The 18,664-nt window shown below is 41.9% G+C and carries 18 protein-coding genes; 1 reads left to right on the top strand and 17 read right to left on the bottom strand.

The window, feature by feature from the left end:
* Window positions 1-10: 10 nt before the first annotated feature.
* The 13 genes from AC2YHV_RS08740 to AC2YHV_RS08680 form a co-directional block, all read right to left on the bottom strand.
* Window positions 11-790, bottom strand: coding sequence for an enoyl-CoA hydratase/isomerase family protein (locus AC2YHV_RS08740; RefSeq protein ID WP_487373052.1), 780 nt, complete (start codon window positions 788-790; stop codon window positions 11-13).
* Between the two features lie 17 nt (window positions 791-807).
* Window positions 808-1,587 (bottom strand): SDR family NAD(P)-dependent oxidoreductase, encoded by a 780-nt coding sequence (locus AC2YHV_RS08735; RefSeq protein WP_057278992.1) that lies wholly within the window; start codon window positions 1,585-1,587, stop codon window positions 808-810.
* A 29-nt stretch (window positions 1,588-1,616) separates the two neighbouring features.
* A complete protein-coding gene (locus AC2YHV_RS08730; RefSeq protein WP_487373051.1) occupies window positions 1,617-2,375 on the bottom strand; it encodes a 2-phosphosulfolactate phosphatase in 759 nt (252 codons plus the stop codon).
* Between the two features lie 4 nt (window positions 2,376-2,379).
* Window positions 2,380-3,441, bottom strand: a complete 1,062-nt coding sequence (locus AC2YHV_RS08725) for a phosphotransferase family protein (RefSeq protein ID WP_487373050.1) — start codon at window positions 3,439-3,441, stop codon at window positions 2,380-2,382.
* A 29-nt stretch (window positions 3,442-3,470) separates the two neighbouring features.
* On the bottom strand, window positions 3,471-3,872 hold the full coding sequence (locus AC2YHV_RS08720; protein WP_411739709.1) for an acyl-CoA thioesterase: 402 nt from the start codon (window positions 3,870-3,872) through the stop codon (window positions 3,471-3,473).
* A gap of 15 nt (window positions 3,873-3,887) precedes the next feature.
* Window positions 3,888-4,667 (bottom strand): enoyl-CoA hydratase, encoded by a 780-nt coding sequence (locus tag AC2YHV_RS08715; protein WP_063576974.1) that lies wholly within the window; start codon window positions 4,665-4,667, stop codon window positions 3,888-3,890.
* Window positions 4,667-5,551: a 3-hydroxyacyl-CoA dehydrogenase family protein gene (locus AC2YHV_RS08710; RefSeq protein ID WP_487373049.1), complete on the bottom strand. Its 885-nt coding sequence runs from the start codon at window positions 5,549-5,551 to the stop codon at window positions 4,667-4,669. The genes AC2YHV_RS08715 and AC2YHV_RS08710 overlap by 1 nt, the downstream gene beginning before the upstream one ends.
* A 43-nt stretch (window positions 5,552-5,594) precedes the next feature.
* The gene (locus AC2YHV_RS08705; protein ID WP_487373048.1) at window positions 5,595-6,158 is read right to left on the bottom strand and encodes a TetR/AcrR family transcriptional regulator; all 564 of its coding nucleotides are present in this window, start codon (window positions 6,156-6,158) and stop codon (window positions 5,595-5,597) included.
* A 72-nt stretch (window positions 6,159-6,230) separates the two neighbouring features.
* Window positions 6,231-7,841, bottom strand: coding sequence for a long-chain-fatty-acid--CoA ligase (locus AC2YHV_RS08700; RefSeq protein ID WP_487373094.1), 1,611 nt, complete (start codon window positions 7,839-7,841; stop codon window positions 6,231-6,233).
* A 37-nt stretch (window positions 7,842-7,878) separates the two neighbouring features.
* Window positions 7,879-8,652 carry an SDR family oxidoreductase gene (locus AC2YHV_RS08695; RefSeq protein ID WP_187050693.1) on the bottom strand — a complete coding sequence of 258 codons (774 nt, stop codon included), beginning with the start codon at window positions 8,650-8,652 and terminating at the stop codon, window positions 7,879-7,881.
* A complete protein-coding gene (locus tag AC2YHV_RS08690) occupies window positions 8,649-9,878 on the bottom strand; it encodes an acyl-CoA dehydrogenase family protein (protein WP_098865233.1) in 1,230 nt (409 codons plus the stop codon). The genes AC2YHV_RS08695 and AC2YHV_RS08690 overlap by 4 nt, the downstream gene beginning before the upstream one ends.
* A 106-nt stretch (window positions 9,879-9,984) precedes the next feature.
* Window positions 9,985-11,307: an ATP-binding protein gene (locus tag AC2YHV_RS08685; protein WP_323602002.1), complete on the bottom strand. Its 1,323-nt coding sequence runs from the start codon at window positions 11,305-11,307 to the stop codon at window positions 9,985-9,987.
* Between the two features lie 190 nt (window positions 11,308-11,497).
* Window positions 11,498-12,907 (bottom strand): TrkH family potassium uptake protein, encoded by a 1,410-nt coding sequence (locus AC2YHV_RS08680; protein ID WP_328097657.1) that lies wholly within the window; start codon window positions 12,905-12,907, stop codon window positions 11,498-11,500.
* Window positions 12,908-13,082: 175 nt separating this feature from the next.
* Between AC2YHV_RS08680 and AC2YHV_RS08675 the strand changes: the two genes are divergently transcribed.
* Entirely contained in the window at window positions 13,083-13,274 is a 192-nt protein-coding gene (locus AC2YHV_RS08675) for an alpha/beta-type small acid-soluble spore protein (RefSeq protein ID WP_034314196.1), read from the top strand.
* A gap of 51 nt (window positions 13,275-13,325) precedes the next feature.
* Here AC2YHV_RS08675 and AC2YHV_RS08670 read toward each other — a convergent pair whose 3' ends face one another.
* The 4 genes from AC2YHV_RS08670 to AC2YHV_RS08655 all read right to left on the bottom strand — a co-directional run bounded on the left by AC2YHV_RS08670 (window position 13,326) and on the right by AC2YHV_RS08655 (window position 18,305).
* Entirely contained in the window at window positions 13,326-14,609 is a 1,284-nt protein-coding gene (locus tag AC2YHV_RS08670; protein WP_487373047.1) for an anti-sigma factor domain-containing protein, read from the bottom strand.
* The gene (gene sigI, locus AC2YHV_RS08665; protein WP_054397036.1) at window positions 14,606-15,349 is read right to left on the bottom strand and encodes an RNA polymerase sigma factor SigI; all 744 of its coding nucleotides are present in this window, start codon (window positions 15,347-15,349) and stop codon (window positions 14,606-14,608) included. The genes AC2YHV_RS08670 and sigI overlap by 4 nt, the downstream gene beginning before the upstream one ends.
* A 354-nt stretch (window positions 15,350-15,703) precedes the next feature.
* Window positions 15,704-16,486 (bottom strand): TerC family protein, encoded by a 783-nt coding sequence (locus AC2YHV_RS08660; protein ID WP_487373046.1) that lies wholly within the window; start codon window positions 16,484-16,486, stop codon window positions 15,704-15,706.
* 259 nt (window positions 16,487-16,745) lie between these two features.
* Entirely contained in the window at window positions 16,746-18,305 is a 1,560-nt protein-coding gene (locus tag AC2YHV_RS08655) for an aldehyde dehydrogenase family protein (RefSeq protein ID WP_487373045.1), read from the bottom strand.
* Between the last annotated feature and the right edge of the window lie 359 nt (window positions 18,306-18,664).

The raw sequence follows: 18,664 nt of genomic DNA, 5'->3' as shown, positions 1-18,664 counted from the left end.
CCCTCCCTTATTAATTTCCTGTAAATTCCGGCTTTCTTTTTTCTTTGAATGCCGCTACCCCCTCCAGATGATCTTCCGTGGAAGCCATCAAGGTTTGCGTAATACGTTCCTGTTCCAGTATTTCATCAAGTGTAGCCGTAAATGAATGACTGACGAGCTTTTTCATCATCCCATATGCTTTTGTCGGTCCATTTGCCAGTTTTACCGCAAGTTTCAATGATTCCTCTTCAAGTTGATTGAGTGGATATAAATAATTAATGACACCTAGCTGATATAAGCGTTCCCCAGAAATTGGCTCGGCCGAAAAGAAGAGCTGCTTTGCAAGGTGGGGCCCTACTAATTTAGGTAAAAAATACGAACCCCCTCCATCAGAGATCAGGCCTACCTGTGAAAAACTCATGGCAAATTGACTATCATCGGAAGCCACGATCAGATCACAGGCGAGTGCCAAATTGAATCCGGCACCAGCAGCAAATCCATGGACGGCAGCGATTACAGGAACCTCGGAAGCATCCAGAGCCAATATGCATTTATTCATTCTGCCAACATGATCATACAATTGACCTGCAGAGGCCTGCCCCATTGACTTCACATCGCCTCCTGCAGTGAATGACCTTCCCGCACCTTTGATGATGACAGCCCTTATATGCGGTGTTTGTTTAACATCCTTAATCGCTTTCGTTAAGCTTGCAATCATATCCGGACTAAATGCATTCAAGCTTTCAGGGCGATTCAAAGTCAGGATCATTACATTATCGATTACTTCTTTCAATAAGTGTTCTTTTAACATTTACCCATCCCCTTTTTCTATTTGATTAACCAGCCGCCATCCACCAATAAATCCGTACCAGTCATATAGGAAGCCTCCGGGGAAGCAGCAAAGGTGATGACATTACTTATTTCCTCCGCTTTCCCCACTCTTTCCAGTGCCGTGTTCCGTTGAATGGACTTTACGAATTTTTCATTTTGCAGTCCATCCTCCGTCAATGGCGTTTCAATGAATCCCGGTGATACGGAATTGACCCGAATGCCGACAGCAGCGAGTTCCAGTGCCAAAGATTTCGTTAAACTGATGACTCCGGCTTTAGCAGAGCTGTAATGCGGGATGAACGCTCCTGCCTGATGTCCTGACAGTGAAGCAACATTCACGATTGCCCGATTGCTGGAACCTTCATTTCCGCCACTAGCTCCTTCTTCCATCAATTTCCCCAAATACTTGGAAACTAGAAAGACACTTTTCAAATTGACATGTTGAATCATATCCCAATCAGCTGCAGATGTATCCAGAAGCTTCGAGGACTTTGAACCACCTGCGTTATTGATTAAAATGTGAAGGTCACGATATTTTTCCTTCACAAACTTGGCCAGCTCCATTACCTCTTCCTCGACGGTAACATCTGCAGGGAAAATATCAGCAACCGGAATCGGGTGCCTGGCATTGATTTCTGCAGCTGCTTCCTCCAGCTTTCCTTTCGTCCGCCCTACCAACAGCACTTTTGCCCCTTCGTCCGACAAGCGCATCGCCGTAGCTTTCCCAATACCAGAGCCTGCACCTGTCACCACCGCTATTGACTGCGAAAACCTCATCCCCTTCACTCCTTATCTTTATTTTTGAACTACGATTCCTGCCTTTTCAATTCCGCCTCGATCCTTCCATCCACCAACTCTGGGACAAGATCCAACGAACCTTTTTGCGCCGCCAATTCCAAATCGGCGATCAAACTATGTTTGTCAAACAACTGTCCGACATACGATGATTTCAGGATATCAAAGGCATTTTCGCTATTCGTGCGATAAAGCGCATTGGCACCCTTTGCTGCATCGTTGAGTATGAACGTACCTTGTGATCCAGCAATCAGGCAATCTATCAAATGGCCTGCACCGTAAAAGTCTTCCAGACTGAATTCACCTGAATTTCCCGAACAAACGATGAGGATCGTTTCTGTTTTATGATACTTTTTTATTTTTTCCGCAACAGACGGATTATTCAACAAAGAAGCAATATAAACCCTATTGGCAGCGGCTGAATTCCTCAACGCGACCGTTCCATTAGTAGTGGACAATATTAAAGTTTTGCCGCGTACCAACTTACTCAATAGCGTTGGACTTGGATACATTAAATCATCAACCGGCTTTGCTTTTAGTTCTCCTGCCACTACAAAATCGCCATGGTCCAATTCCTGGCTTTTCACCAAGGCATCCAGTGGATCCATGACAGGTATCACCTGGCGTGCTCCATCATGAAGTGCTGAAATAATCGTGGTAGTCGCTAATAACACATCCAGGATGACCGCAACTTTCTCCCCTTCTTGAAGCTTTTCCACATCTATCTCTTCTTTTTTTAGTAGTAAATGAATGTTTTGAATATATTCCATTTTATTAAACTTCCTTCGCAGCTACATTTGCAGCATGAGTGAGTAAGCTTTTCACCGTTTTTCCAAGATTGGAAAAACGGGGATCATCAGTCTGGCCTTTTTTATATCGATAATAGATTTGCTGAAGGATGACAGCTAACTTAAAATAACCAAAGGTTAAATAAAAATCGACGTTGGTAACATCCCTGCCACTTCTTGCTGCATACGTCTCGATAAACTCCCTTCGAGTCAGGAAACCAGTTAAAGTCGTGACGGACGCTTGACCCACACCGATTTTGATAAGTTCCGGGTCACCGCTTTCAGTCCAGTAGCTTAATGCCACTCCTAGATCGGCTAGCGGATCACCAACGGTGGACATTTCCCAATCAAATAAACCAACCATCTCTGTAAGGTCCTGATTGAACATGGCATTATTGATCTTATAGTCATAATGGATTATCGAAGTCTGGCTATACTTCGGGATATTCTGTTGAAAATAATTAATAAGCGGACGTATTTCCTTTATTTCATCAGTCTTTGCTCTCTCATAGCGGGAAATCCATCCGTGTACTTGTCTTTCAATGAACCCTTCAGGTTTGGATATTTCGGCCAAACCCGTTTTCTCATAGGGAATCGAGTGAAGATCAGCAAGCCGATTCACCATCACATATGAAAGCTGTCGGCACTTTTCAACAGTAGGCTCGATTCCCTTCGGAAATTCAGTATCTATTACAATTCCATGTTTCCTTTCCATTAGGAAAAAAGGGGCCCCCGCAACCGATTCATCATCCGAGAACAGAATAGGCTCGGGAGCTGCTTGGAAATATGGGTTGATTGAGGAAAGGATATGATGTTCACGCTTCATATCATGTGCCTTTGGAGCAACAGGGCCAAGCGGCGGCCTTCTGAGAACAGCCTCCCACTCACCAACTTTCAGCTGATAGGTCAAATTGGAATAGCCCATAGAAAATTGTTGTAATTCCAACGGTTCATTTGGAAGGTCCCATACATTTTTTCTTAGGAAACCTTCTAATGCACCAATATTCAATTCCTCGCCGGGCCGAACAGGAATCGTATCGTCAACCATGTTCTTCCACTCCTTTAGACTTTGTCATTCTAATTATGAACAAGATGTGAAATGAGCTTTTCTTTAATAAATTCAGGAATAGGTTCACTTTTTTGTTTCAAAAAATTAAAACAGACTAAAACTGCACTTCCTTTAGCAATCACTTCCCCAGTTTGTGAACAGAGGATATCATGGACCATATCACAGCTTTTCGTACCTACCTTTGTCAAAGATGTACGAATGGTCAAGAGTTGATTGAAATATCCCTGAGCAATAAAGTCGCATTTAGTGGAGGCTAACAAAAAATTCCAAGATTCTACATTTGTCGCTAGGCCTAAAGCTTCAAAAAATTTCAGGCGTGCTTCTTCGAGGTATACGAAATAGCTTGTGTTATTGACGTGGCCCAAAGCATCCGTTTCGGAAAAACGGACGTTGACTTCCAATTCATGCATAAGACCCCTCCTTGATTAACGATGTACGAAAGCAGGTTTACGTTTATCCAAGAAAGCGGAAACCCCTTCTTTAACATCTTCAGTTTGGAAGATTTCCTCAAAAAGATTCGTTTCAATCTCTAGACCTTGTTCAAGTGTTGCCTCACTTCCTTCATTAATCGCCTTCTTGATTCTCGAAAGTGACTGAAGTGAGTGCCTTGTCATTCGTGAGGCCAAGATTTTCGCTTCCGATAAGCCGCTGCCTTGCTCAACGACTTTATTGACAAGCCCGATCTTTTCCGCTTCCGCGGCACCAAGCGGATCACCGGTAAATATAATCTCTTTTGCCTTTGCATTTCCTACAAGTCTTGACAAACGCTGTGTACCGCCAGCTCCAGGGAATAAGCCTAATTTCACTTCCGGCAGTCCGATTTGAACTTGTGTTTCAGCTACTCGCAAATCACAGGCCAGTGCCAGTTCGCATCCGCCGCCCAAGGTCAGGCCGTTTAATACAGCCATCGTAGGTTTAGGAAACTGTTCGATTTTAGTTAGGACGGCATGACTTTCCTTAACCATTTCTTTCATATTCGGGTTCCCCATCATGCTAGGGAATTCTTTTATATCAGCCCCGGCCGCAAATGCGATATTGCCTGCACCGGTTATGAGTACCGCAACAGTTTCAGTATCTTTTGAAAGTTCATCGAAAGATTCTCCCAATTCTCTGAATACTTGTTTACTGATTACATTTAATGGAGGATTATCGATGGTGATGACCGCAAGCTTATTTTCCTTAACCACTTTAATTAATTTTGGCATCAATTCTTCACTCCTTGGTTTGGATAATCATACCAGCCTTTTCCTGTTTTCCTGCCTAAATGTCCTTTATTCACCTTTTCTTCTATACAAGCATTTGGCTTGTCTTCTTGATTTCCAGTTTCATTGAAACGCTGCTGCATGACAAAATACCCTACATCGATACCTGATAGATCCATCAGTTCAAAAGGACCAATGGGATGGCCTAAAGCTTTCCTGCAAATCAAATCGATATCCTTATAGTCAACAATTCCTTTTTCATACAAATATAAGGCCTCACGCTGCAACGCTCCCAAAATTCGGTTGGCTACGAATCCCGATATCTCTTTCCTCAACAAAACTCCTGTCCTATTCATATTCTCTGTGACTTCCATTGCAAGCTTCGCTGTTTCCTCGGATGTTTGGTCACTCATTACAACCTCAACACAATCCATTACTAGAGGCGGGAAAAAGAAATGCATATTAATGAACTTATCCGGACGATTCGTTACACTCGCAATCAGGCTATTGACAATCGTTGAACTATTCGTGGCAAAGATGGTTTCTGCTGGGGCCAGTTCTTCAAGTTTGGCGAAAACCTCCTGCTTCACATCAAGTTTTTCAACTACCGCTTCAATGATCAAATCAGCCCCACTGGCCGCTTTCTCAAGATCGGTGGTATATTGAAGACGGCTAAAAGCAGCCAATTTACGATCTTCAGACAATTTTCCTTTTTGAACCCATTTAGTCAAAATGACGTCCAATTTTTCTTTGGCTGCATTCAACGCCTTTTCATGAACATCCTGAAGAATCGTTTCGTAACCTCCCAGTGCAGCAAGCATCGCAATTTGATGCCCCATCTGCCCAGCCCCAATAACGGTAATTGATTGGATTTGCTTGTTGGCCATGCCTTCTATCTCCCTTCGACTAACCGGTTAGTATGTAACCTGGTCACGCTTCAATTCCCTGCAGAATCATCCCCATAAAAATGGCTGCAACTTCCTGTTCGGTTTTTTCACCTTCTGGGTCGAACCAATGATAGCTCCAATTGGCCACACCCAAAATAGCAAAAGAGATGATCGATGCATCGAGATTGGAACGCAGTTCTCCGCACTCGATGCCACGAATCAGAACTTGCTCGATTTTATTACGGAACTCATCCCGCTTAGGAAGGATTTGTGCAAGCTTATCGTCACTTAGATTCTTCATTTCACGGAAAAAGACCGTTGCGCTGGATTTTTTGGTTTTAATGCTCTTTAAAAGCATCAAGACCATATCGAAAAGTTTATCCTTGCAGCTTTTCCCAGGTTCCAACATGATTCTTTCCTGCTCACTAAGTAACTCGTCGATATAAGCTAGATGAATATCCATTAGCAACTGCTCTTTGCTCGTAAAGTAATAATAAAACGTTCCCTTCGTCACCCCGACCGATTCGACGATATCAGAAATCGACGTTTCACTAAAGCCCTTCTTTTCAAATAAGCGTATGCTATGTTCTGTCATTTTTTCTTTCATGTATGCATCCTCGCAATCTGTTAAAATTTCAGCTGAATTGATATCATACGCTTTCGTGCCATCAAAGCCCTTTTATTTCCTGGAAAGTTCTTCTCTTAAAGCCCTCCTTAAAATCTTTCCGACATTTGTTTTCGGTAACTCTTCACGAAATTCAACGAAATGCGGAACTTTATAAGCCGATAGGTTTGCACGGCAGTAATCGATGATTTCCCGTTCATTGGCCGTTTTATTATTTTTAAGTACAAGCACCGCTTTTACCGACTCCCCTCGGTAAGCATCTGGAACTCCGATGACAACGGCTTCCTGGACAGCTGGATGTTCATAGAGTACTTCCTCGACATCTCGCGGATATATATTATAACCACTTGCGATGATCAAATCTTTTTTCCTGTCGACAATATAGAGGTATCCATCTTCATCAACTTTGGCGATATCACCCGTATAAAGCCAACCATCCCTTAGGGTAACCGCCGTTTCCTCTGGCATATTCCAGTAACCTTTCATCACTTGAGGCCCTTTGACGACCAATTCCCCCAATTCGCCAGATCCCACTTCTTTTGTTCCGTCTCCCAGGTCCATCACTTTATATTCAGTCGAAGGGACACCAATCCCCACGCTCCCAGGTTTCCTTTTTGCAAATGCCGGATTACAATGCGTTGTTGGCGAAGCTTCCGTAAGACCGTAGCCTTCCAATATCTTCGCACCTGATTTTCGTTCGAACTCACGCAGCAGTTCCACGGGCATCGGTGCACTTCCGCTGTTACAGACCTGAATGGAGCCCATTCCATATTCTTCTGCCTTCGGATGATTCGTCAACGCTACATACATGGTCGGTACACCAGGAAAAGTGGTCGGCTGTTCATGCTTAATCGTTTCCAGCACTTCTTCTATTTCAAATCGTGGCAGCATGATGGAGTCACCCGCGATATACACGGATAAATTCATTGCGGACGACATTCCAAAAACATGAAAAAGCGGGATGACCGACAGCGTTCTTTCAGTACCTATTTTTAATTCATGCTTGAAAAATTCATACGTTTGAACGACATTGGCCAGAATATTGCTGTGTGTCAGCATCGCCCCTTTTGAACGGCCAGTCGTTCCTCCTGTATACTGAAGAACGGCTATATCATTTTCCGGATCGATTGATACGGGATTGATTTTTCCGTCTCCTGTCTTCATGAATTGATCAAAAGACGCATCAGGCTGAAAATCTGCATCCGAAGTCTGCAGGCTTACGACGATAATATTTTTCAAATTTGAATGTTGCTGCACACTTTTCACTTTCGGGTATAATCCATCCAATACAACGATCGTTTCTGCACCGGAGTCCTGTAAAATATGCTGCAGCTCCCTTTCAACCAGCATTGGGTTGATTTGGGTGATAATGGCTCCTATTGTCAATGATCCATAATAAGCTATGACGTACTGCGGACAGTTAGGCAGCATGATGGCGACACGATCACCTTTTTGAACACCTTTTTTTTGCAAGGCTGAAGCAAAGGCTTGCGACGCATGAAAAAGTTCCTGATAAGATATCTTCCGGTCATAAAAAGTAATAGCTGTATTGTTTGGATGGGACTCACATGCATTTTGAAGGATTCTTTGCATCGGGAACTCAGGGACTTTTATTTCCTTTGAAATTGAATCAGGATAAACCGAAAGCCATTTTTTTTCATTCATCATTTCATACCCTCCAGCCATATTTACTTACCTTTCATTACTTTGCATGTGAACCCCCATCGACGATCAAAATATTACCAGTCACAAAATCAGATGCCTTTGAGGCCAGGAAAACCGCTGCCCCTTTCAAATCATCATCACTCCCTAACCTTTTTAGCGGCGTGGAATCCAAGATAGGATTCTTTCCTTGCTCAAGTACCCCTTTCGTCATTTTTGTCGGAAAGAAACCGGGTGCGATTGCATTAACATTGATATTATGCTGACCCCATTTAACGGCTAAATCCTTCGTTAAAGTAATGACCGCCCCTTTACTCGTATTATATCCGACCGTATCGAGCACCCTCGGGTCGGTACCCCCTAATCCGGCAACGGAAGCGATGTTTATGATTTTCCCATGTCCCTGCTCAATCATGACCCTGCCTGTTGTCTGGCTCATGATAAAGGTTCCGGTTACATTGACATTCATCACCTTCTGCCACGCTTCAAGGGGCATGTCGACGGCTGGTGCCCCCCAGGATGCCCCGCTATTGTTCACTAATATGTCGATGGTTCCAAATTCACGGTAAGTTTCGTTAACGACTTCCTGGACATCTGACGGATTGGTGATATCACACTTGAAGGAAAGCGCCTTGACTCCAAGCTTTTCGATTTGCGAGGCAACTTCGTCACATGCTTCCTTCTTCCTTGAACAAAGTACGACATTTGCCCCAGCTTCGGCAAAGCCGGTCGCTATTTGTGCTCCCAATCCCCTCCCTCCACCGGTTATGATCGCCGTCTTTCCAGTTAGATCGAATAAGTCGGTAACTTTCATATTTTCACCTCATGCTTTTGTTGGTACTTTCGAAGTTCTATTTTAGCAACTTGTGAGCGGTGAACTTCATCGGGACCATCAGCAAGCCTTAAAGTCCGTGCATTGGCCCAATGAGCAGCAAAAGGGAAATCATCGGAAATCCCGGCGGCTCCAAAGCCTTGGATGGCCCGGTCCAGCACATTCAAAGCCATATTTGGCGCCACCACTTTTATCATCGCAATCTCCGCCTTCGCTTCCTTGTTCCCGACGGTATCCATCATATAGGCAGCTTTTAAGGTCAGAAGTCTTGCTTGTTCGATTTCAATCCGTGAATCAGCAACCCACTCCATGATTACACCTTGTCTCGCCAATGTTTTACCAAAAGCGACACGTTCTTGAATGCGCTTACATAATTCTTCAAGTGCTCTTTCAGCAGCGCCGATCAGCCTCATGCAATGATGTATCCTTCCCGGTCCGAGCCTTCCTTGGGCAATCGCAAATCCTTTTCCTTCACCCCATAGAATATTCGTTGCCGGGACCCTTACATTTTCAAACGTGATTTCGGCATGGCCATGCGGGGCATGATCATAACCAAACACAGGGAGCATTCTTTCGATTTTGACACCAGGTGTATCGAGCGGGACAAGAATCATTGACTGTTGTTCATGCTTGGCCGCCTCAGGATCTGTCTTACCCATGACGATGGCAATCTTGCATCGGGGATCGCCTGCTCCTGAAGACCACCATTTTCGGCCGTTGATGACATACTCATTACCCGTCCTTTCAATCCTGCATTCGATATTGGTCGCATCGGAAGACGCCACTTCCGGTTCCGTCATCGAGAAGCAAGAACGGATTTCCCCAGCAAGCAAGGGCTTCAGCCAGCGTTCTTTATGTTCATCCGAGCCATATCTCACCAACACTTCCATATTACCAGTGTCCGGCGCATTACAGTTGAAGATTTCAGGTCCTATCGTCGACCTACCCATGATCTCGCAAAGCGGGGCATATTCTAGATTTGTTAAACCCGCGCCATAACCGCTATCAGGTAAAAATAAATTCCATAATCCTTCTTCTTTTGCTTTTGCCGTCAATTCAGATAAAATCGGGGGAATTTCACTCCAGCGGCTTTTCTGTGCTTCGAGCTGCTTTTTGTAGGTCGATTCATTTGGGTAAACGTGCTTCTCCATGAATTCCGTTAACTTCTTTTCCAGATTTTTCACCTTTTCAGTATGTTCAAAGTGCAAATTGAATTCCTCCTTTTAAACTTACTAACCGGTTAGTATGTTATTACTTTTAAAGTATATACACAAGATTCTGATTTTTTCAACAATTAAATCTTTTCTTTTCTTGTCATTCAAGATCCCGTATCTTGACCTTTTCGTTCTCACTATATTGCTTTTGTTGCACGGTTGGAAATATACAAACGATTTTCGTACCTTTTTTCAGTTCACTTGTGATGAATACTTTTCCTCCATGCTTTTCGATGATTCTAAAACAAACGGAAAGACCCAAACCCGTTCCTGATGTTTTTGTAGTGAAAAATGGTTCTCCTACTTTTTGAAGGGAGTTTTCCGGAATACCATCCCCTTCATCCAAAATGCTCAAAAAAACTTCCCCATTTTTTTCATTTATGCTCACAAAAATATTTCCGCCATTCGGCATCGATTCTATGGAATTTTTTATCATGTTTATTAGCACTTGCTTGATTTGGTTTTCATCAAAGTACATAAAAATTGGTTCTGAATCATAATTTTTATGAATTTGAATATTGTTCAGTACGGCATTTGTCTCTAACAGCGTTACGGCATGGTTACAGCTTTCCTTTATATCCTTCTCAAGGAATACCGCCCCAGTGGGTTTTGATAGCAGCAAGAGTTCATTCAGCACTTTCTCGATTCGATTTATTTCCGAAAAAATAATATCGTAGTATTCCTCCTTTTCGGCACCGCCATCTTTAATCAGCTTCACGAATCCCATTATCGCCGTCATCGGATTCCTGACTTCATGTGCAATCCCAGCCGCAAGTTGGGCAGCCGTTGATAACTTGCTTGATGTGATTGCCAAATGTTCGTTTAGGCTCACAAGCTTTTCCTCCGCATGTTTACGTTCATTAATTTCCGATAATATGCCCGCCGTCCCGATGAATTTCCCAGCGTCATCGTAAATAAGTTTAACGAATGCCTCCACCCAGCTTGTTCCCTTTTTCGCATTTAGTTTAATGTCCGCACGAAAATATTTATCCCCTCGATGAAAGGAGTCCGCAAAGGCCTTTAATACGTCTTGATAAGAATTGTTATCCATATGTTTAGAAAAGTGAAGCCCCAGGGATTCATTCACGGATGCACCACTCATCGATTTCCATGCCGGGTTTAAGTACAACCATTTTCCTTTATCATCCGTTTGGAAAATAACCTCATTGAAGCTATTGACCAATTCTTTAGAGTAATTGGAGAAAATGCGATAACGCCCTTCACTATCCTGCAATAAAGCTATCGTTTTCCGTTTATGATCATAGATGGCACCCAAACACCAGGCTATGGTTAAAATTACGACTAAATATATTCCTGCAAAGGCGGAAAAACCGCGTTCTTCATGACCCAGCCACCCTACATAGGGTAATATCAATACAAAAAAAAGAACAGGGACAATGATCCTTCCAGTATATTTCTTCACATTCTCCACCTCCTTACCAAAATGATTTATACTTCATCCGATCGAATTCCAAGAAAGGGATCAAATTATGCATATTTGAAATGGTAGGACACTCACTTATAGGTAAATTTCAACATTTTATCCATGATTCCTGCAAACAACACAAAAAACCTTCCCAGGAGTGGAAAGGTCACTGTTCAACTTAAATCATTTACCCAATGATGACGCGTTCTTTTGGATAATGGAAATTTTCCTTAACTTCTTTATGGCCTATGATATACAGGAGGGAGGTTATCCCAACACGGCCAATGAACATAATGATCATAATGACAATTTTACCGGTATTGCTGAGGTCAGGTGTAATTCCCATCGAAAGGCCGACTGAACCGAAAGCCGAACATACTTCAAAAATGATTTGCATCAAAGTGAAATTTTCGGTAATGGATAATATGAAGACCGCCATTATGCAAAGAAGCGATCCCATGATCATAACCGCTGTCGCTTTTCGGATATCATCGGGATGAATCTCCCGTTTGAAAACTTTTATGGAACGCCTTCCTCTCATGAAATTCCATAAAAATAGAATCATGATGGCCAGTGTAGTTGTCCGGATTCCTCCCCCGACTGAACTTGGGGAGGCTCCAATGAACATCAATATGCTCAACAACAAAAGGGTCGGTTCCGAAAAGTCACTCACATTCATGGTTGCCAACCCGCCGCTCCGCGTATTGGAGGACATAAATAATGAGTAAAAGAACGATTCATGCCAGTTCTTATTTTTAAAGAACCCATTAATTTCCAGAAGGTAAATCAGGATCGTTCCCCCAACGATAAGGGAAAAGAAAGTGACTGAGGTCAGCTTCGTGAACAAAGAAAAATGAAACTTATAAGTACGGGCCTTATTGGACAAAAACTCCCTCAGCTCAATCAAGACAGGAAACCCAATGGCTCCAAGGGTAAGCAGGATAATCGTTATGAACTGTACAAAATAATCGTCTTTAAATGGAATCATCGATATACCGGTAATATCAAAACCAGCATTCGTGGTGGCACTTACGGCTAAAAATAAGCCATTTAAAAAGGCTTCTTTCCCGTTTGGAAAATAATTCAGAAAGTAAATGCCTAAAACGAGAGCCCCTATCATTTCAATTACGACAAATATCTGAATGATTTGGATCAATAATTTAACAAGACCGGAAAGATTCGATTGGTTTTGATCTGTCATGATCAATTGTCTTTCCTTCAAGCCGATTTTCTTGCCCACTATAAGCCAGAAAAAGGTTCCGAGTGTCATGATGCCAATACCGCCAAATTGGAGAACGAACATGAGAATGAAATAGCCTACCTCATTATACACTTCGGGCAAACTTACAACTGTTAGACCTGTTACACTAACTGCACTTACGGCTGTGAATAAAGCATCCATGAATCCAAATTCCACGCCTGGCTTAAGAGCGACCGGCAGACTCAACAGTACGGTCGAGATGCTGACTGCCAAAACATAATAACCGACGATAAGCTGAGCTGGTGTTAACTTTGATAATATTTTTTTGATAGCAAACATAAAGAGTTTCCTTTCTTGCTCCTTTATAGTTATGCAAATCACATAACCATTAAAAATCTAGTTTACCCTTTTTTCATTCTTTTTTCCATTCTCTTTTAAAACTGTCTTACTTTCAACAAAAAGGCAGGTTTACCAATAAATTTGATGCTGCTCGCATAAGTAAAACTCCACATTCTACTTATACTATCATTACAGCGGCAAAAGCCGTTGAAAAAGTAAAGGGGAGATTCAAATGGCTAACAGCAGTAACAACCTTCTTGTTCCAGGAATCGAACAAGCATTAGAACAAATCAAATATGAAATTGCATCTGAATTCGGTGTACAATTAGGTTCCGATACTTCAGCACGTGCCAATGGTTCAGTTGGCGGAGAAATCACGAAACGTCTTGTACAACAAGCACAATCTCAACTTAAAGGTCAATAATTCACAATTAAATATCCATGGCTAAGAGTCCAGCTGCATGCTGGACTCTTTTTAATGATTATGTCCATTTCCGTTTCCATTATTGCCTTTACCCCTTTTCGACTTATCCCAATCTTTCCTATCTTGTTTATACTGCTCACCCTGTTTACCTTGTTTACCTTGTTTACCTTGTTTTTCCTGCCTATCCTGTTTATCTTGTCTATCATGCCTACCCTGTTTATTTTGCTTATTTTTATTGTCGGGCTTTATAGAATCATCACTATTCTTTTCTTTGAGTGATGAAACTTTTTTTTCATCGAACTTTTTATCATTCTGTTCATTTTTCTGCTTGTCCTTTGATTGTTCGCTTTGATATCTATCCGATTTCCCTTTTGACTCGTTGCTTTTTTCTTTATATCCATTTATCGCATTCCGTTTTCCACTTGTATCTTCCCGTTCGGCTTGTTCCTTAATTTCGGTAACTCCCGCGTTTTTCCGTTCAGTCGGTTTGGCTTCATTGGCCGGCTTTTGTTTTATTTCATTTTCATTATTCTCTTTTTTCTTTTCTCCATCCGATTTGTTTTCCGCACTTAGCATTACGCCCTTTTCTTTCGGAATAACAACGTTTTCCTCGACTTTTTTAACTGGCGCCGGGGCAGGCTCCCTCTTATTGACCTTTATCTTATCTTTATCTTCATTCAACTTCTTTTCGAGATACTTACCCGTGGATATGCCTTGTTCCCTAGCTTGCTTCCGATCGCTTTTTGTTGCCTGGATCACTTTCATCTTTGTTTTGGAAACATTATCCTGCTTAGATATTTCTTTTATCTCCGCTTTTAAATTCTTATCCAGTTCTTTATTTTTTTCCATTAACGTTGTGGAAACGACTATTTGTTTATTTCCTTTCAAATAACCAAGTTGCTTCGTCGTTTCAACGATTCGGTTTGTAACAGCCTTTATATCCTTGCCTTTCCAGTCCTTCAGCTGACCGATCACAAGCTTTCCGTCTTCATTTAATCCTGTAAGCTTAAGAACTTCTAAATCATCGTCAAGCTCCAATTCAATGCTTGGATTCACATCTATCGTCATATATGCCGACACAGGACCAGAGAAATAAGAAGGAAGAATTGAAAAGAGAATCAGGAAGGTGGAGGCAATGCTTAGCACGGCCGTTTTTTTGAAAGATGAATGAATATTGGAAAAGGCTAAAGTGAATTTTTGTTTTGCAGGTGAAAAAGTGATTTCCTCACCCACTTCATATTCCCTTTCCTGCCTTTTGGTTTTCAGAAATTCACCCTCGGGGGTCAATAGGGTTACAAATCGTTTATTAACTGAAAGAATAACTCCTTTTTTCATTCATCGATAGCCCCTTTTATATAATCATTCAAATACAAAAAATCTCCGTTTATTATGATTGCCACGGCAATGATGTATTTTCTGTTCCGTTCAATCGTTTTTCTGCTTACTTCCACTTTTCCCTCAAGCTGTTTTACGGGCAGCCGCTTTTTTGCAAACAGGATTTCCTTCAGTTCGTCATCTTCCATTAACAATTTAGCGATCATAATAGCTCCCTTCCTGGCATCTGCATGTTTGGGAGAGTTTTCAACTAAATCCTCAAATGACAGACCAAAATCCTCTAGATGGCTTATATAAAGCTGAATTTCTTCTTTTCTTCTTTCCGATTCCTTCTGCATCTCGTATTCATTGATGGAATTTTCATTATCGATATATATTTGGCTTTGATCATTCTCATCATTCAGTGTTAAATCCAATAGGATTTCTTTATGTTTGGACTGGCTTCTTAAATAATCTATAACCCTTCGTTTAACGAGGGTTTCGGCAAATGCCAATAAAGAACGGCCTTTTTCCGGGGAGTATTTTTCAATTGCCTCGTTAAAAGCAATCATTCCAATACTGAATTCATCATCTGATTCGTATATGTAACGTTTGCAAACCGATGAGACTGTTTTTGCAATAAAAGGTTTGAATGACTCTATAGTATCATTACGAAGGCTATTATCGCCTTGTTGAATTTTCAATACGGTTTCTTCTAAAGAACGCTTTTTTTTGAATGCTGTAAACAACAAACCAAGCATTTGCTCACCTCGCTCCTGTTGAACATAAAATACGCATCAACATACTTATCTTAAGCGGAGGGAGTCTAAAAGACAGTACCAAAAGAACTATTTTTGCGATAAAAATGAAATCACATAATTTATCAACATGATAAAATACTTAGTTTTTTCTCGTTTGTTACAGTGCAATTACAGTAAAATATCTTTTTCCGTTTTTTTGCCCAATACAATGGGACAATTGTCATTTTTATAACCGGAATTTAATATTCACATCTTTTAACATATCATTCGTAAACATACCTGCGCTTTTGAGGGTCATCTCCATAAATACTTTAAGAAGCAAAAAAAATAGGCGTGACCGGCACGCCTGTTTTTTTACGCTTCCTGTATTTTTTTCTCTTCTTTCTCTTTTTTTTCTTTTTTGCTTGAAATGATCCATGCACCTGCTGCAATTCCAATCAATACAGTCCAGAAAATCGATTTCCAAAGAGTTGATTCAGGGAAATGATGATCAATGAAAGCAAGTGAAGGGTGTGCAAGTGTGTGTACCGCCAATTTCACACCAACCCAACCCACAATCAAAAATGCTGCCGTTTCAAGTGAAGGACGCCGATGAAGCAGCTTAACGAACGCATTTGCCGCAAATCGCATAATGATCAACCCGATCATGCCGCCGAGGAACATGACAGCGAATTGCCCTCCGTCAATACCGCCGACTTGCATCCAGCCTGTTGCAGGAAGTGTAACAGCCAGCGCGACGGCAGCCAACATGGAATCGATTGCGAAAGCGATATCAGCCGCTTCAACCTTTACCACGGTCATCCAGAAGCCGGATTGCTTTTTAGGTTTCGTGATTTCCTTCTCACCTTTACCAGCGTATTTTTTGTAAATGTGCTGAAAAGCGATGAAAAGTAAATAAATCGCACCGATTGCTTGAACTTGCCACACCTCGACAAGAAAGGAAATAAGGAATAGACTGGCAAAACGGAAAACAAAAGCTCCCATCAGACCATAAAACAAGGCTTTCCGCTGTTGTTCTTTTGGCAAATGCTTAACCATGACAGCCATGACGACTGCATTATCTGCAGCCAGTATCCCTTCTAATCCAACCAAGATAAGTAGGACCCAGCCATATTCCAATAACATTGATACTTCCATCCATTCAACCTCCAATAGTGGTATTTCCTTCCTATTGGCATTGGCAAAAAGAAAAAGACCTCTGCCGTATAGGCAAAGGTCTTGCTGAACATGAAATCATGTCAACAAAGCCGATGAATGTTTAACATTCACGTAATGACGACTTTGTTTTAGGGCGAACCCTAACGCTACTCCCCTTTGAAAAGGAAAATCAGTTATTAAGTATATTAATAGTATACGCGCTCGTTATGAAAATAACAATCTTTTTTTAAAGTGAATCTCATTTTCTGTTCCTTTTAGATAATTTTACCAACGATAAATATTCTTTGCCGAAACGAATCCAGTTCGGTTTGGCAGAAAAATAGTCCTGAAACAGCGATAAAAAACTCGTGTATTTCCCTTCATATGGATACCATTGTATTTCTGTATCGTTTTTCCCTTTATCGATCATGATTGCTTTTTCATGGCAGAAAATCTTCAATCCATGCTCGCCATGATAGCGGCCAACCCCACTTTGTTTGGCACCGCCAAATGGTAAATGATGATTAGCAACCGTAATCAGCACATCATTGATCGTCACCGCACCGGTTACTAACCGTGATGCAATCCGACTTGCTTTTTCCCTATCCATTGTCCAAACGCTGGAATTGAGTCCATATTCACTTTCATTTGCCAGGGCGATCACTTCTTCCTCCGTATCGAAAGGCATAACAGGCAACACGGGTCCGAACGTTTCTTCTTTCATGATTTTCATGGAATGATCGACATTGGAAAGAATCGTCGGCGGAATGAAATGGGTCTGCCCCGTTTTCCACTCTTTCGGAGGTGTTCCGGTTTCAAGTACGGCCCCTTTATTCAGTGCATCCTCCAGTTGGTCAGCCACAATATCGACTTGTTTAGGGAAAGTCATTGAACCGATATCATCCTGCGATTGCACCCCCTGCCTCATGGACTTCGTTTTTTCTTTAAGAAGCATCAGGAATTCCTTATAAACAGGACGTTCCACATAAACCCTTTCAACACTCATGCACACCTGCCCACTATTTGTGAAAGCCCCCCAAAGAGCCCCATTCACAGCCCGTTCCAGGTTAGCATCACGCAGAACGATCATCGGATCCTTACCGCCAAGCTCCAAAGTCGTTGGGATCAGGTCTCTTGCTGCAACCTCACCAATCATTTTTCCGGTCCTTACAGATCCAGTAAAAAATATATAATCTGGTTTTTGCTCAGTTAATGCCGCACCCAATTCTTTCCCTCCATGGGCAAACTGTATTGTTCCTTCTGGGAAACCAGCTTCAAGAAACAGATTTTCGATGCACGCCCCAACTAAAGGAGTTACCTCTGATGGTTTGGCGATGACAGTATTTCCAGCCGCTAGGGCATTAAGAATGGGAACCATGGAAAGCTGCAGCGGATAATTCCAGGGTGAAATGACGAGAATCGTTCCACGGGGCATATAATGGACATAAGATTTTTTACCAATTAACAAGAGTGGAGTGGTGACCTTCCGCCCGGAAAGAGTTTTCACTGCATGTTTCTCGATATGCTTGATTGCATCGATCGTTGGCATGATGTCAGCAACCAGCGCTTCAATTTTCACTTTTCCCGCATCTTTTGAAATGACTTCTGCTATTTCATCCATCCTTTCAACCATCAATAAACGGAGCCGTTTTAAATAGTGCAGCCGTTCCTTGATGGGAAGATTCGACCATGATTGGAACGCATGTCTTGATTTCATATATATATGAGGAATCGAATTCAATGGTGTTGGGACGATTTCCGCAATCTTCTCACCTGTTGCCGGAGAAAACACTTCCAACTTGTCATGTATTTCTTCCATAACTACTCCCCTTGCTTTAACTTTTTTTATCGGTACTCCATATCATTTTTATGCTTTAAATAAAGATCGACCGAGGAGGAACACCTCCTCTGAAATGCAGCAAAACTTATCGGCTGCACAGCTCTCAAAACGCCCTTTTAAAAGTGAAATTAGGATGCCTGGAAGAATTGATTAGAGCGCCTGAGCACTTTTCTTGAACAGATATACGTTCTTATACTTCACAAAACGTACGAAAATTCTCCCCTGAACCCTCTTTATATAATGCCAGAGACAAAGCAGCCTGTATAATATAATCGCTTGGAACCAACTTCACAACCGGTTCTTTCTCTTCATAAGATTCCTGACCGACTCCCTGCCGC

The sequence above is a fragment of the Peribacillus sp. SRI_006 genome, from assembly GCF_057586375.1.
Note: the sequence above shows the minus strand (reverse complement) of the source record. Positions and strands in the feature narration are given on the sequence as shown.

Excerpts from the sequence above, each read along its gene's own strand:
- AC2YHV_RS08675 (WP_034314196.1), top strand. The coding sequence starts at position 13,083 with ATGGCTAACAGCAGTAACAACCTTCTTGTTCCAGGAATCGAACAAGCA.
- AC2YHV_RS08655 (WP_487373045.1), bottom strand. The coding sequence starts at position 18,305 with ATGGAAGAAATACATGACAAGTTGGAAGTGTTTTCTCCGGCAACAGGT.
- AC2YHV_RS08740 (WP_487373052.1), bottom strand. The coding sequence starts at position 790 with ATGTTAAAAGAACACTTATTGAAAGAAGTAATCGATAATGTAATGATC.
- AC2YHV_RS08730 (WP_487373051.1), bottom strand. The coding sequence starts at position 2,375 with ATGGAATATATTCAAAACATTCATTTACTACTAAAAAAAGAAGAGATA.
- AC2YHV_RS08735 (WP_057278992.1), bottom strand. The coding sequence starts at position 1,587 with ATGAGGTTTTCGCAGTCAATAGCGGTGGTGACAGGTGCAGGCTCTGGT.
- AC2YHV_RS08705 (WP_487373048.1), bottom strand. The coding sequence starts at position 6,158 with ATGAAAGAAAAAATGACAGAACATAGCATACGCTTATTTGAAAAGAAG.
- AC2YHV_RS08660 (WP_487373046.1), bottom strand. The coding sequence starts at position 16,486 with ATGGAAGTATCAATGTTATTGGAATATGGCTGGGTCCTACTTATCTTG.
- AC2YHV_RS08715 (WP_063576974.1), bottom strand. The coding sequence starts at position 4,667 with ATGCCAAAATTAATTAAAGTGGTTAAGGAAAATAAGCTTGCGGTCATC.
- sigI (WP_054397036.1), bottom strand. The coding sequence starts at position 15,349 with ATGCTTGGTTTGTTGTTTACAGCATTCAAAAAAAAGCGTTCTTTAGAA.
- AC2YHV_RS08670 (WP_487373047.1), bottom strand. The coding sequence starts at position 14,609 with ATGAAAAAAGGAGTTATTCTTTCAGTTAATAAACGATTTGTAACCCTA.
- AC2YHV_RS08725 (WP_487373050.1), bottom strand. The coding sequence starts at position 3,441 with ATGGTTGACGATACGATTCCTGTTCGGCCCGGCGAGGAATTGAATATT.
- AC2YHV_RS08710 (WP_487373049.1), bottom strand. The coding sequence starts at position 5,551 with ATGGCCAACAAGCAAATCCAATCAATTACCGTTATTGGGGCTGGGCAG.
- AC2YHV_RS08695 (WP_187050693.1), bottom strand. The coding sequence starts at position 8,652 with ATGAAAGTTACCGACTTATTCGATCTAACTGGAAAGACGGCGATCATA.
- AC2YHV_RS08720 (WP_411739709.1), bottom strand. The coding sequence starts at position 3,872 with ATGCATGAATTGGAAGTCAACGTCCGTTTTTCCGAAACGGATGCTTTG.
- AC2YHV_RS08700 (WP_487373094.1), bottom strand. The coding sequence starts at position 7,841 with ATGAATGAAAAAAAATGGCTTTCGGTTTATCCTGATTCAATTTCAAAG.